This is a genomic window from Schaalia vaccimaxillae DSM 15804 (assembly GCF_000420425.1).
Lineage (GTDB): Bacteria > Actinomycetota > Actinomycetes > Actinomycetales > Actinomycetaceae > Pauljensenia > Pauljensenia vaccimaxillae.
In genome coordinates this window covers 165,919-179,842 of record NZ_ATUX01000006.1, presented here as the reverse complement: position 1 = coordinate 179,842, position 13,924 = coordinate 165,919, and the positions used below count along the sequence as shown (strand labels likewise).

Below are 13,924 nucleotides of genomic sequence, written 5' to 3'. Positions count from 1 at the left end.
GCATCGTTGAGGTTCTTCTGTGAGCGGCCTCGGGGTTACCCGAGGCCGCTCTTTTGTCTTAAGCAAAGTTCTGAAGAGTAACGTGACCTGGGGCACAATGGTGTTATGTCGTACGTAGAGATGCACCCAGTGAACCCCCAAGCCCGTTTTGTGACTAAGACAGTCGATATTCTGCACGGTGGCGGCACCATCGCCTTGCCCACCGACTCCGGATATGCCATTGCCTGTAAACTTGGAAACAAGGCTGGAATGGATGTCATTCGTGAGGTGCGTAAACTCGATGACAAACACAACTTCTCTTTACTGTGTCATTCATTCGCCCAATTGGGCGACCTCGTCATCGTTGGGAATTCAGAATTTCGTGCAATCAAAGCCTTAACCCCCGGGCCTTACACTTTCATCCTGCCCGGCACTAAAGAGATCCCTCGGATGACACTCAACAAGAAGAAGCACACGGTTGGGGTGCGTATTCCCGATCATGCGATCACGCAGGCTGTGGTCGCTGAGCTCGGTGAGCCTCTGCTGTGTTCGACTCTCATCATGCCGGGTGAAGACGAGCCGTTAATCGATGGTTTTGAAGTCGATGACAAGATTGGTCGCCAAGTCGACCTCGTGCTGGTTGGTCCCGTTGGTGATGCGGGGGCTACAACCGTTGTTGACTTTACTTCGGGCGTGCCCGAGATTGCCCGCTACGGTGCCGGTGACACCGCGATCTTCGAATAAACCGAGAGTCCTCGTATTGTGCGAGGTCGCTGTGCGTTGAGTCGTGTTCTTCAATCCCGTCAGCAGGTGGGGTTTCCGTGGGCATGACCTTGGAGATATGCCTAGATGTGCGATTGGATACCCGATAAGTTCAAGTGAGGTTTGGGCTGATAAAATTTCAGAGTTCGTGATCATGAACTGACGGCATTCATTCAGACAGTCTGTGTGCCGTCGAGACGATCCTCAGTCCAAGGAGCCCCCCCATGTCCAACACTACGCCTATGAGTTTTGGCGAGACCATGACATCGGCGATGGCCGTTGGACGAAAGATTCTCACTGCTGTTCTGGCGATTTTCGTCATTGCGCTACTCGTTGCATGGCCAGCGGCGGCTGCAACACTGCGCGAACCCACTGCCGATGACACCATTAAAGAAGTCGTGCCGGGGCAGACCAGCAGTCGATGGACGGTGTACTCAAGCTCTCCGACTGCGATCTACGCTTTCGCTGTCCTCGATGGGGGGAGTCCTGTAGGGGAATGTGAATTTGGTGAGATCACGGTTGAAGCTGCCCAATGTTGGCAAGCTCAAGCCATGGGGCCTAATCAAACGAGTCAAAGATCTGACATGGTGGCCGCAGCCCCAATGGATGTACAGATCCCAAATGGGGTCAACAACGGCGAAGGAGTCGCCTGGCAAGTTGGAGGAGTGCACCAAGTCGACTTCTATGTTGTCTACAACGATGCTGCGGGCCTCAGGATCCAGGACGCTGGAACTGGCTTCATTCGTATGGCTAACAGTGCCCAGGGCACCGTCCGGACAATCACGCCTGTCGAAATTGAGACTTCCGAGGATCTTTCCGACGAGGTAAGCGCTGAGTTCGTCGACAACTTCCTCGATGTTGAAGTCATCGGAAGCGAAGGTTTCGGTGAAAATACACAAGCCTATTTGGTTCGTCAGGACTCATCCGTGACCAAGCTGACGATCGCGGATAGTTCAACGACGGCCCATACCTGGCGAGTGCGTATCGCTGATCTAGATAGTGACTCTTTGGTCGGAGCTCGCATTGTTTTCGTCGGTGAGAACGAAGCGGCTCTTGGATGGATCTCCGGGGACGCTCTCTATGCGCGCTTCGTTAACCCGAAGCCTACCGGGGACAAGGAAGACCCGATCGGTCTCATCGATATTTCTGAATTGGCCAACACAAGTCTTGACTGCGTGACATCTAACTACTCTGATGGAATCTTGACGATCAGTGCTTGCCACAGTGCCGGTTTTGATGCAAAGACTCGGGTTGTCCTTGTACCGGCGGATCCCCAAGCTTCTCCTCTGGAACTCGAAACCGAACCGACAATCTATCCGGACGGTAGCTGGCACGCATGGATCCCCGAAGCAATCGACGCCGGTTTAGAAAAGGCTAAGATCGTCTTCACTGACGAGGCAGGCGGAGTCATCGGCTGGACACCGGCGCTCAAAGAAGAATCCACACCACTTTTCTCAGTCGACGAGATCGCCCACTCTCAAGAAGTCAAACCGGTATCGGTTGAAGTCCAATCACAAGACGGAATAACCGGATACGTTGTGACGCTGAATGCCCAAGCAGGCCTCACCGACCTCACCAATGTCGCCCTCGTCGATAAGGACGGCCAGACCACACTCCTAGACCTCGACGTCGATTCGCTTGACCAAGATGCCTGGCGAGCATGGATCGTCGGAATCGACAAGACAGCGCTGACCGGCTCGAAGCTGGTCTTCTTTGACCCCGAGCTGCACACAATTACGGGGTGGATGCGCGCGGAACTTTTGACTCAATCTCGTCAGGACGCAGGCCACGAACGTGCCGCGGACATTGCCCATATCGATCCGTTAACCTTCACAAGGCCAGCTCTCGAGGGGATCGCCATCCATTACCACGAGGGAAACCTCAAGGTCATCGCTGCCCCTTCGCTCGCATTCGATTCAGCCACCGAGGTCATCCTGGTACCCGCTGGTGAGCAAAGCGGCGAAGGAAAGATCCGCGCGAGCGGCAGTATGGATGAAAAAGGGTACTGGACGGCAGAACTTCCGGGCCTGACTCGCGACGATATTTCCGGCGCACGACTTATCTTCCAATCAAGTGACTCCCAGATCGTAGGTTGGGCCTGGGCGAATGAAACAACACCGTCGCCTGAGGAAATCATTCCCATGCCCGGCCCGATCCTTGACCCCACTCCCGCACCCACCGAGCTTCCTCTTCCCGTCGTCGATCCGATCAAGATCGATGTCCCCGCGCCTGCTGAGGAGCCCGCCGTTGACGAAATCCATGGAGGACGCGAGAACAAAGAGCCCTCAGAATCCGACAGAGAGAGCTCAAACGACTCACAAGCCGGTCAAGCGCCGTCAGCGCCGCTTAGAGGTGATGGAGACACGACCGTTGAGACTCAGAACTCTCGTCGTGGTCCTCTGGGATCTATTACTCTTCGCCCATCCGCCGGTGACATCCAGACGCGAAACGGATCTGGGGGAGTCCAGGTCAATAGTCAGCGACCGGAGACACAACCGAAGTCCGTTGTGTCCGGTACGGGTGAACTCAAAGACTCTCAGCGGGCAGATACGGGCGTGAGTATCCATGGCGCCAACTTGATGGTTCGTATTCCCTCTCAAGTCGCCCCTGCGGGCTCGTGGGTGTCACTGACAGTGTTCCCCGGTGGTCAAAGCGTGTGGGCGCAAGTTGGAGCGGACGAATCGGCCTCACTGGATATTTCGACCTTTGCAAATGGGCATTACACCGTTATTGTGGGAGACCGTGAGAATACGGCTGTGTTGGGTTGGGCCGACTTTGAGATATCCAATGCTCTCTTTGCCAGTTCGCGTTCATCCGATACAGCCGACGCCTCATCGATTATGGCAGCGCACGCTCAGTCGTTGACCCAGTCAATGGGAGGTGACGCCACCGCACTGAATGGCTACATTCTTGGAGCCGCAGGTTGTTTGGTGTTCCTGGGCGCCTTGGTGATCTTCCAAGTGTTGTCAGGGCCTTCGCTGACTCGCCGATAAAGCGTCGGCGGCTGCGCGCTAGTGTGGAGTTATGGATCTCTTCGACGCACAGAGTTTCGCAAATACCGGTATCCCCGCTTATTCACCGGACGCACCGTTGGCGGTGCGCATGCGTCCCACAAGCTTGGATGAGGTCGTTGGCCAGGACCACCTCCTGGGCGAGGGCGCTCCTTTGCGTCGTCTGATCGAACCGGCTCAAGAGGGCAGTCCGTCGGTGTCGTCGGTTTTCCTTTGGGGTCCTCCTGGGACCGGAAAAACTACTTTGGCGTACCTGGTGGCACGTGCTTCTGGTCGCCACTTCGAGGAGATTTCGGCAGTATCAGCTGGGGTTAAAGACATTCGCGAGGCAGTGGCAGCTGCGAAACGTCGAACCGGAGCAACTCGTCAAGACACAGTGCTATTCATTGACGAGGTTCATAGATTTTCTAAGTCCCAGCAAGATGCGCTTCTGCCCGCCGTCGAGAACAGGTGGGTGACGCTGATTGCCGCGACCACAGAGAACCCCTCTTTTTCTGTAATCTCTCCTCTATTGTCGCGTTCGCTGTTACAAACGCTTCATCCGTTGAGTGAAGAAGCTATTGGTGCACTCATGACTCGCGCCCTCGAAGATGAGCGCGGATTGAAGGGCCGTTTCGAACTACTTGACGATGCACGCAAAGCCCTCATTCGAGTCGCTGGATCGGATGCCCGCAAGTCGTTGACACTACTGGAAGCGGCTGCCGGCGCGGCCTCGCAGACAGGTCAATCGACGATCAGCGTCGATCACGTTCAGACAGCAGCAAACCAGGCCCTCGTGCGATGGGATGAGGATCAGCATTACGACGTTGCGTCAGCTTTCATCAAATCAATGCGCGGCTCCGACGTGGACGCAGCCCTGCACTACCTTGCCAGAATGATTGAAGCGGGGGAGGATCCGCGTTTCATTGCCAGAAGAGTCATGATCCATGCGGCCGAAGACGTCGGTATGGCAGCCCCTGAAGTATTGCAAACAGCCGTTGCTGCTGCTCAGGCCGTTGCAATGATCGGCATGCCCGAAGCACGGATTGTTTTAGCCGAAGCCGTTATTGCCGTTGCAACCGCTCCGAAGTCAAATTCGGTGTGCGTAGGCATCGATGCGGCTCTGGCAGATCTTCGTGCAGGTAAAGGTGGGCCGGTTCCTCTGCACCTGCGCGATGCCCACTATTCAGGGGCCAAAGATCTTGGGCATGGTCAGGACTACATCTACGCTCATGATGCTCCTCACCATGTGGCTGCACAGCAGTACATGCCTGATGACTTGGTGGGGACTCAGTACTACGAACCCAGCACGAACGGTAATGAGGCGATGATCACGAAGCGCCTTGCAGCGATTAGAGATCTGCTCCAGATGCGTTAAAGTATTCGGGCTGCCGTCATACGGCGCACCTGGGGTCTTAGCCGAAGGATAAGAAATCCGGGAGTTGACCCCATGCAGCCCGCACCCGCGGGTGGCATGACACACGAAACAGGAAAGAAGAGGAAATGGCTCAGAACCGTTCCCGCAAGCAGGTGCGCGAGTCGCGCGCCCTCGGCCTCGCCTTGACTCCCAAGGCCGTCCGCTATTTCGAAAAGCGCCCCTACGGCCCCGGTGAGCACGGTCGTTCACGCCGTCGCCAAGAATCCGACTACGCCGTTCGTCTCAAGGAAAAGCAGCGTCTGCGCGCCCAGTACGGCATCCGTGAATCGCAGATGCGCCGCGCCTTCGAAGAGGCTCGTCGTCTTTCAGGTTTGACGGGTGAAAACCTGGTCGAGCTGCTCGAGATGCGCCTGGACGCCCTTGTCCTGCGCGCAGGCATTGCTCGCACTATTCAGCAGGCTCGTCAGTTCGTCGTCCACCGTCACATCCTTGTTGACGGCAAGATCGTCGACCGCCCCTCCTTCCGCGTCAAGCCCGGCCAGACCATCCAGGTTAAGCCTAAGTCGCAGACCACCGTTCCCTTCGAGATCGCCGCTGAGGGCATCCACCGCGATGTTCTCCCCGCCGTTCCCGAGTACCTCGATGTCGAACTCGAGCGCCTCAAGGCCACGCTGGTTCGTCGCCCCAAGCGCGCCGAGGTCCCCGTGACCTGCGACGTCCAGATGGTCGTCGAGCACTACTCGCGCTGATCGCTTTTTAGCGGGCCCCGGAACCTCATAGGCTTCCGGGGCTCCGCTGTTTCTTTCATCCCGCGGTGCAAATGTGCCTTGCGCCGCCTCCACGTCTACGATGAGGACCCATGCGCACCTCTGAGATTCGCTCCCGTTGGCTTGACTTCTTCGCATCGAAGGATCACGAGATCCGTCCATCGATTTCGTTGATTTCTCCCGAGCCGTCAATTCTGTTCACCGTGGCCGGAATGGTTCCCTTCATTCCGTACATCCTTGGGACAGAACCCGCACCCTGGCCCCGGGCAGCCTCGGTACAAAAATGCATCCGCACCAATGACATTGACAATGTCGGCAAAACGACGCGCCACGGAACGTTCTTCCAGATGAATGGCAACTTCTCTTTTGGAGACTATTTCAAAGAAGGCGCCATTCAGTACGCGTGGGATTTGCTGACCTGTCCAGTGACCGCAGGTGGTTACGGTCTAGACGGAGATCGTCTCTGGATGACGATCTGGGAAGAAGACCGTGTTTCGTGGGATTACCTGACTAAAACCATTGGAGTGCCCGCCGAGCACGTCCAAAAGTTGCCCTTTGCTGAGATTTCCTGGTCGACAGGCCAGCCCGGTCCGGCGGGTGCGTGCTGCGAAATCCACTACGATCGCGGACCCGAGTACGGGCCGGACGGAGGCCCCGTAGCCGACGTTGTCGGAGATCGCTTCTTGGAAATCTGGAACCTCGTCTTTGATGAGTTTGTGCGCGGCGAAGGTAAAGGCCACGATTTTGAACTGGTTGGAAAGCTCGACCAGACTGCCATTGATACCGGAGCCGGCTTGGAACGCCTCGCATTCATCATGCAGGACAAGCCGAATATGTATGAGATCGACGAAGTTTTCCCCGTCATTGCTGCAGCCGAGCAACTGTCTGGAAAGACTTACGGTTTAGGTGCTGCCGGCCCCAGCGCGGGCGCTGCTTACGACGATGATGTGCGTATGCGTGTCGTGGCTGACCACGTGCGTTCGGCTCTCATGCTCATTGGTGACGGTGTTCGCCCCGGAAACGACGGCCGAGGCTACGTTCTGCGTCGTCTGATCCGTCGCGCGGTGCGTTCTATGCGCCTGCTGGGAGTAGACGAGGCGACGCTGCCTGCTCTCATGACTGCGTCGAAAGAACAAATGAAACTGTCGTATCCGGAGCTCGAAACCAACTGGTCGACGATCTCGGATGTCGCCTATGCCGAGGAAGATGCTTTCCGTCGCACCCTCAACGCAGGCACCACGATCCTTGACACCGCCGTTGCTCAGGCGAAGGAATCCGGATCGCCGATGCTGTCGGGAGAATCGGCGTTCTCTTTGCATGATACGTATGGATTCCCCATCGACCTGACCTTGGAGATGGCCGCCGAGCAGGGCATCAAGGTGGACGAGGACGGCTTCCGTGCTCTGATGAATGAGCAGAAAGAACGCGCCCGCGCTGACGCTCGCGCAAAGAAAACCGGCCACACAGATGTCCGCGTTTTCCAAGATATTGAAAAGCAGATGGGTGGCGGCTCCCAGTTCCTGGGCTACACAGAGTCTGCCGTTGATGCCACTGTCACTGCTTTGCTCGTCGACGGAGTTCCTGCGCCAGCTGCCACTGGGCCCGCTGAAGTCGAGATCATCCTCGACCGAACTCCTTTCTACGCCGAGATGGGTGGGCAGCTGGCTGACCATGGCACCATTCGCATGGCTGACGGAGGAGTTGTTGAGGTCCACGACGTCCAAGCACCTATCCGCGGTCTTTCCGTGCACAGGGGAACATTGACGGAAGGAACGGTGACGGTCGGATCCAAAGCGTATGCCCAGATCGACACTGAGCGTCGCCTTGCTATCGCTCGCGCGCACACCGCAACCCACATGGTGTACGCCGGCCTGCGTTCGATCGTCTCTGAGGATGCTGATCAGGCGGGTTCGGAAAATTCTCCTTCCAGGCTTCGCTTTGACTTCCGACACGGCAGCGCCCTCGAAACGGCGCAGCTTGAGGATATTGAAGCGTTGGTCAACGAGAAACTCGCTGAAGATCTTGAAGTCCGTACTGACGTGATGGGTATTGACGAGGCACGTCAGCTCGGTGCTATTGCACTCTTCGGTGAGAAATACGGCTCGCAGGTTCGGGTTGTCACCATTGGTGACGGTTTTGACCGTGAGCTTTGTGGTGGCACCCACGTGCCGACCACGGGACATATCGGCCGAGTCACGGTTCTGGGCGAAGGTTCCATTGGCTCAGGCGTGCGTCGAATCGATGCCCTTGTGGGTACTGGAGCCTATGAATTCCAAGCCAAAGAGCATGCCTTGGTGTCTCAATTGTCATCAATGCTTGGAGGCCGAGCAGAAGACCTGCCAGCGCGCATCGAATCACTAATGACTAAGCTGCGCGAGTCAGAAAAGGAACTTGAAAAGGTCAGGACCGAAGCCACCCTATCCCAGGGAGCCGACCTGGCTGCCTCTGCTCAACAGGTTGGTCGTTTGACAGTCGTGCGCTCCGCCGTTGGGCCCGTCCCCTCAGCAGATGCATTGCGCACCCTTGCCCTCGATGTGCGTGATCGTCTCGGCAACGACAAGAACGTTGTCGTAGCTTTGGCTGGTGCAATCGATGGCAAGCCATCATTGGTAGTGGCCACGAATGATGGTGCTCGCGAACTCCAAATCAACGCTGGTGCCCTCGTCAAAGCTGTCGGGAAGTTCCTTGGCGGTGGCGGAGGCGGTCGCGCTGACGTCGCTCAGGGCGGCGGCACCAAGCTTGATGGCATCAAAGAAGCTCTCGACGCTCTGCAACGGGAGATCTTAGACAAGTGAAGCGACGCGGCGTGCGCGTCGGAGTCGACGTCGGAACAGTCAGAGTTGGGGTGGCCAGATGCGACCCCGATGGCATCATCACGATGCCGGTGCGTACCCTTCGTCGCGCCGATGACTGGTCTGATGTTGAGGAACTGGCCCAGATCGTCGACGAATTTGAGGCTCTCGAAGTTATCGTCGGTTTACCCCGGCACCTGCGTGGCAGTGAAGGAGTGTCTGCGAAGGGCGCTCGGCGATACGCGCGCAAAATCAAAGACTTGCGTCCCCAGGTGCGGGTTGCAATGGTTGACGAGCGGCTAAGCTCAAACCAAGCCCACCAGAGACTGCGTGAATCGGGGGTTCCTGAAAGGGACCACCGGAACATCGTCGACCAAGTTGCAGCGCAAATCATCCTCGAGCAGGCCCTCGAGGAAGAACGTATGGGAGGAAGGCCCCCAGGCGTATCTATCGAGGGCAACGACCGAAAGGACAGTCAGTGAGTACCCCTGACAACCGCAGGCCGCCGATGCGTTCTCGTCGCGAGGTTCAGCAGGAACTCGCAGCCCAGGACAGGCACACTGCCCCGCAGCCCCGAGGTCGTAGGACCCACGTTGAATCCTCGGCTCCCGAAACTACAGGAATGCGTACACGTCGCCTGGCAAGAGAACGTCAGTTGGCACAACGTAAACGTATGTGGCGTCGGGTGCGCACGCTGGCCATCGTTGTGATCGTTCTGGCTTTGATCGGCGGAGCTGGTTGGTTCGCTTTGAGTCAGCTACGCGACAGTGCAGGCCAATCTGCCCCCGTTGCGCAGGACTACCCAGGCCCCGGTAGCGGATCGGTTCAGGTGACAGTCGAACAGGGTGATTCTGGCACGGATATCGGCCAGAAGCTCGTCGATGCCGGTGTCGTCAAGTCGCTGGAAGCTTTCATTAAAGCCTTTGACGCCAATAAGGCGGCATCGTCAATCCGACCGGGTACTTTCACCCTCAAACTTAAAATGTCGAGCTCGGACGCTATCGCAGCTTTGCTTGACGACGCGAATCGTTCAGACAATACCGTGACCGTCAACCCCGGTCAGACGGTGGCTCAAGTTGTCGAAAAAATTGTCGACGTCACCGACTTTAACGAGGACGAGGTTACGGCCGCACTCACAGACACGTCAGCTTTGGGCCTCCCAGCTGAAGCCGGCGGCAACGCTGAGGGTTGGCTGATGCCCGGTTCTTACGAAGTATCCTCCGGCGATACCCCACAGGACCTCTTCGCCGAAATGATTGCCGCGACCGTTGCTGAGTTCGATGAATTAGGCGTGGATGCGGCTCAACGCCAGACCGTGCTCATCAAAGCCTCGATCCTTGAGCGCGAGGTCAATATTGACGAATATCTACCCAAGGTTGCGCGGGTCATTGAAAATCGCCTTCAGGATTCCGAAGGAGAGACAAGAGGACGACTAGGGATGGACTCGACGGTCCTTTACGGAGTTGGTAAAACCGGAGGTATCCCAACTCAAGAGGATCTTGCCGCGGATAATCCCTACAACAGCTACCTGCACGCCGGGCTTCCACCAACTCCAATCGCATCACCTTCGCGTGCCGCAGTTGAGGCTGTTGTCAGTCCTGACGAGGGGGCATGGTTGTACTACGTGACCATCGACTTGGATACTGGCGAAACTTTGTTTGCGCAGACTTTGGACGAACACAATAAGAACGTCGAGAAGTTCAACCAATACTGCGCTGCCAACGAGGGGAAGTGCTGAACCTGTGCCTTGGGCAGCGGTCATCGGTTCTCCGATCGAGCACTCATTGTCTCCGGTGCTTCATCGTGCCGCCTGGGATTCTATTGGGCTGGATGGAACGTGGGTTTATGACCGGATTGAAGTCCAGGCTGACGAAGCCGTTGATTTCGTTCGGACCTTAGATTCACAATGCCGCGGGTTATCGGTGACAATGCCCTGCAAGCAGGTCATTATCCCTGCCTTGGATGCTCTAGATCCGCTAGCTCATGCGGTTGGAGCCGTGAATACGGTCATCCCGTCAGCCGGTGTACTCACAGGTTTCAACACCGATGTCCATGGGATTGTCACGGCTCTGCGTCAAGCTCGAGAAGAGGCTGACTTACCTCAAGCGCGTAGTGCAGTCATTTTGGGTGCCAGGGCGACGGCTTCATCCGCGCTAGCAGCGCTTGGAACGCTAGGGATCGCCAGGTCAACGGTCATTGCCCGTCGATTTGGCGGCCCAGGATCAGTGGTACCCGCTGCTGCCAGGCTGGGTGTGAGTATCGATGAAGTCATGTGGAGCGACACCGCAAAAGCCGCTTCAGCCTTACAACGCGCCGACATTATTATTTCGACCGTTCCGGCTGGAGCTGCAGACGAATTGACCAGTGTGTGGACACCTTCAGATCATCAAAGCCTGCTAGACGTCACCTACAACCAGCCTCGAAGCGCTTTGCGACAGGCCTGTGAATCTGCAGGGGCGTGCATTGCGGAGGCAACAAACATGCTTATTCACCAGGCTGCCCTCCAGGTGCGACTGATGACCGGGCACGACCCCAATATCGATGTCATGCGGCAAGCTCTGAAAGACGCATCCGCATGATTTTTGATTCGTTTTCAGGTCAGTTTGGCCAGGATTTCTCATTGATTTCAGGACTTTTCACGTGGCTAGCTCTCACGGCGTGGCTGTGGCGGAAAGGATGGAAAATTCAGCGCCGGTACTTCGTCGACGCCACCTTGGCTCCCATGAAGAGAAACGCCGTCGTCTGGGCTGCGGTCATCATTGGGGCTGTCACCGTGGTTGCTGCTCAGGAGCGTCCTGCAGCTCCGGCCGTTATCACCGTAGCGATGGTGGGCTCGCTATCAGCTGTCGTTGATGCACGCACCCATCGTTTGCCCAACGGCTATACACAAGTGATGGCATTAGGCGTCATCTTTGGTATTGCTTGCGGCCTCGTGACAAGTTCTGATCCTGCCAGCCTTGTATGGCAAACAGCTGCTGGTTCCGCCCTGTGGTTTGTTCCCGCTTTCATACTCAATCGAATGCCCGGAGGGCTGGGATTTGGCGACGTCAAACTTGCTCCTGTCCTGGGAGCAATGGTTGGCGCCGTCGGTATCGACGCAGCTATCGGAGGATTCCTCTTGGCTTTTGTTGCCGCGGGGCTTGCAGCTCTTTGGCGACTGGTCGTTGGCACGGCCGGCACGGGGGCGCGCATGCCAATGGGGCCCTGGCTTATTGGTGCGGCACTGGCTGCTCATCTCTTGTGGGGCATTGTTCCAGACTGGCTCTAATTGAACCTGACGTGGCCGGATCAGCGGGAGTAGCCCCTTTAATGGAAGAATGACGACGTGACTATTGACCCAACCCTCGCACAGCGTCTCAAGCGCGACGCCGACGGCCTTTTCGCAGCCATCATTCAACAGCATGACACCCGAGAAGTCCTCATGCTCGGATGGATGAACGACGAAGCTCTCGACAGGACTCTGACCTCCGGACGAGTCACATTTTGGTCGCGGTCACGCCAGGAATTTTGGCGCAAAGGTGACACATCTGGCCACGCCCAATATGTGAAATCGGTGCATTTAGATTGCGATGGAGACGCGCTTTTGGTGACGGTCGATCAGGTCGGAGCAGCTTGCCACACGGGGGCACGATCATGCTTTGACGAGGGCGGAGACCTGGGTGCAGTAGTCGGACAGAGGCCACAATCATGAATGTTGAAACAACGAATCGCGTCGAACTCGAATGGGGACAGACGTGGCCAAGTCGGCAGCGCTTCCACGAACTTGCCCAGGAACGGCGAGTAATCCCTGTCGCCCGTAAAGTCCTCGCTGACGAATTGAGCGCAGTGGGTGTCTACCGTCAGCTTGTCCATGGAGAACACGGCAGCTTCATCCTTGAGTCAGCCGAACACGATGGAGCCTGGGGACGGTGGTCATTTATCGGCGCCTCCTCGTCGGCAGCAATCGTGGCGCGCGACGGTCAAGCCTCCTGGCAGGGCCAGTGCCCCGCGGGCGCCCTCGAAAAAGGCTCTCTCCTGGACGTCCTGCACTGTGCGTTGGCCACTTTGCACGCCGAGTCCATTCCCGGGCTTCCACCGCTGACGGGCGCTCTTGTCGGTTCCCTTGGGTGGGGGATTATCCCCGAATGGGAACCGACTCTCCAAGCGATGGCTCCTAAGGAATCAGACATCCCAGACGCGTCACTATGCCTGGCCACCCAAGTGGCTGCCATTGACCACTCAGACGGGTCGATCTGGCTGATCGCTATCGCATGGAATATGAATGGCAATGATGACCATGTTGATGCTGCTTACGATGATGCTTTGGCACGCGTTGACCGTATGACGGAAGATTTGGCGTCTCCGATTGCTCCATCAGTTCTAGGCAAGCGCCCTCATGCGCGTCAGCCTGAAGTTCGCCACCGCACACAGCAGCGAGATTTCGAGTCTGCAGTTCATGCTGCAAAGGAAGCAATTCGCGACGGGGAAGCTTTCCAGATCGTTTTGTCTCAGCGTCTCGATGTGCACACCGACGCGTCCGGCCTCGATGTTTACCGAGTGCTACGCACCATCAACCCGTCCCCATACATGTTCTATCTGCGGCTGCCTGACGGCAAAGGACAGGACTTTGAAGTTGTTGGATCCTCACCTGAAACACTGGTCAAAACCGAGGGAAGACGGGTGTGGACCTATCCCATTGCCGGATCGCGTCCTCGTGGCCGCGACAGCGCGCAGGACCGAGAACTGGCCGAGGATTTGCTTGCCGATCCCAAAGAACTTTCCGAACATGTGATGCTGGTCGATCTAGCTCGCAATGACCTATCGAAAGTGTGCGATCCAGCTTCGGTTGAAGTGTCCACCCTCATGGAAATCAAGAGGTTCTCACACATCCAGCACATTTCGTCGACCGTCACAGGCGAGCTTCGCCCGGATGTCGATGCCCTGGACACCCTGGTGGCAACATTCCCTGCGGGAACACTATCGGGAGCTCCCAAACCTCGAGCCATTCGACTCATCGATGACCTCGAACCCGCTGCACGCGGAATCTATGGGGGAGTGATCGGCTACTTCGACTTGTCAGGTGACGCCGATCTTGCGATTGCCATCCGCACCGCCTCAATTCGAGATGGAGTTGCCTCTGTGCAATCGGGTGCGGGCTTAGTCGCAGATTCGGTGCCGACCACGGAATACGAAGAGACACGCAATAAAGCTGCGGCCGCACTGGAGTCAGTACTGCGTGCCTCAACTTTGGGGGACGTAATCCCCGGCGTGTGACAG

11 protein-coding genes are annotated in these 13,924 nt (G+C 57.1%); all 11 read left to right on the top strand.

The window, feature by feature from the left end:
• Positions 1-105 precede the first annotated feature (105 nt).
• The 11 genes from G439_RS0103825 (at position 106) to G439_RS0103775 (ending at position 13,921) form a co-directional block, all read left to right on the top strand.
• A complete protein-coding gene (locus G439_RS0103825) occupies positions 106-723 on the top strand; it encodes an L-threonylcarbamoyladenylate synthase (protein ID WP_022867867.1) in 618 nt (205 codons plus the stop codon).
• Positions 724-965: 242 nt separating this feature from the next.
• Positions 966-3,734 carry a hypothetical protein gene (locus G439_RS12135; protein ID WP_131333511.1) on the top strand — a complete coding sequence of 923 codons (2,769 nt, stop codon included), beginning with the start codon at positions 966-968 and terminating at the stop codon, positions 3,732-3,734.
• A 31-nt stretch (positions 3,735-3,765) separates the two neighbouring features.
• On the top strand, positions 3,766-5,109 hold the full coding sequence (locus tag G439_RS0103815; protein ID WP_022867865.1) for a replication-associated recombination protein A: 1,344 nt from the start codon (positions 3,766-3,768) through the stop codon (positions 5,107-5,109).
• Between the two features lie 125 nt (positions 5,110-5,234).
• Positions 5,235-5,858 (top strand): 30S ribosomal protein S4, encoded by a 624-nt coding sequence (gene rpsD / locus G439_RS0103810; RefSeq protein WP_022867864.1) that lies wholly within the window; start codon positions 5,235-5,237, stop codon positions 5,856-5,858.
• A 110-nt stretch (positions 5,859-5,968) separates the two neighbouring features.
• Positions 5,969-8,671, top strand: coding sequence for an alanine--tRNA ligase (alaS, locus tag G439_RS0103805; RefSeq protein WP_022867863.1), 2,703 nt, complete (start codon positions 5,969-5,971; stop codon positions 8,669-8,671).
• Positions 8,668-9,150, top strand: coding sequence for a Holliday junction resolvase RuvX (ruvX, locus tag G439_RS0103800; protein ID WP_022867862.1), 483 nt, complete (start codon positions 8,668-8,670; stop codon positions 9,148-9,150). Before alaS ends, ruvX begins: the two co-directional genes overlap by 4 nt.
• Positions 9,147-10,406 carry an endolytic transglycosylase MltG gene (mltG, locus tag G439_RS0103795; protein ID WP_022867861.1) on the top strand — a complete coding sequence of 420 codons (1,260 nt, stop codon included), beginning with the start codon at positions 9,147-9,149 and terminating at the stop codon, positions 10,404-10,406. The genes ruvX and mltG overlap by 4 nt, the downstream gene beginning before the upstream one ends.
• Before the next feature lie 4 nt (positions 10,407-10,410).
• Positions 10,411-11,247, top strand: coding sequence for a shikimate dehydrogenase (locus G439_RS0103790; RefSeq protein ID WP_022867860.1), 837 nt, complete (start codon positions 10,411-10,413; stop codon positions 11,245-11,247).
• A gap of 41 nt (positions 11,248-11,288) precedes the next feature.
• Positions 11,289-11,936, top strand: coding sequence for a prepilin peptidase (locus G439_RS0103785; RefSeq protein WP_424133824.1), 648 nt, complete (start codon positions 11,289-11,291; stop codon positions 11,934-11,936).
• A 57-nt stretch (positions 11,937-11,993) separates the two neighbouring features.
• Positions 11,994-12,359 (top strand): phosphoribosyl-AMP cyclohydrolase, encoded by a 366-nt coding sequence (gene hisI, locus G439_RS0103780; RefSeq protein WP_022867858.1) that lies wholly within the window; start codon positions 11,994-11,996, stop codon positions 12,357-12,359.
• Positions 12,356-13,921 carry a chorismate-binding protein gene (locus tag G439_RS0103775; protein ID WP_022867857.1) on the top strand — a complete coding sequence of 522 codons (1,566 nt, stop codon included), beginning with the start codon at positions 12,356-12,358 and terminating at the stop codon, positions 13,919-13,921. The genes hisI and G439_RS0103775 overlap by 4 nt, the downstream gene beginning before the upstream one ends.
• Positions 13,922-13,924: the final 3 nt, after the last annotated feature.

What these genes read in the sequence shown, in the direction of transcription:
- G439_RS0103815 (WP_022867865.1), top strand. Translation starts at nt 3,766, where the DNA reads ATGGATCTCTTCGACGCACAGAGTTTCGCAAATACCGGTATCCCCGCT.
- G439_RS0103775 (WP_022867857.1), top strand. Translation starts at nt 12,356, where the DNA reads ATGAATGTTGAAACAACGAATCGCGTCGAACTCGAATGGGGACAGACG.
- G439_RS0103825 (WP_022867867.1), top strand. Translation starts at nt 106, where the DNA reads ATGTCGTACGTAGAGATGCACCCAGTGAACCCCCAAGCCCGTTTTGTG.
- alaS (WP_022867863.1), top strand. Translation starts at nt 5,969, where the DNA reads ATGCGCACCTCTGAGATTCGCTCCCGTTGGCTTGACTTCTTCGCATCG.
- G439_RS12135 (WP_131333511.1), top strand. Translation starts at nt 966, where the DNA reads ATGTCCAACACTACGCCTATGAGTTTTGGCGAGACCATGACATCGGCG.
- rpsD (WP_022867864.1), top strand. Translation starts at nt 5,235, where the DNA reads ATGGCTCAGAACCGTTCCCGCAAGCAGGTGCGCGAGTCGCGCGCCCTC.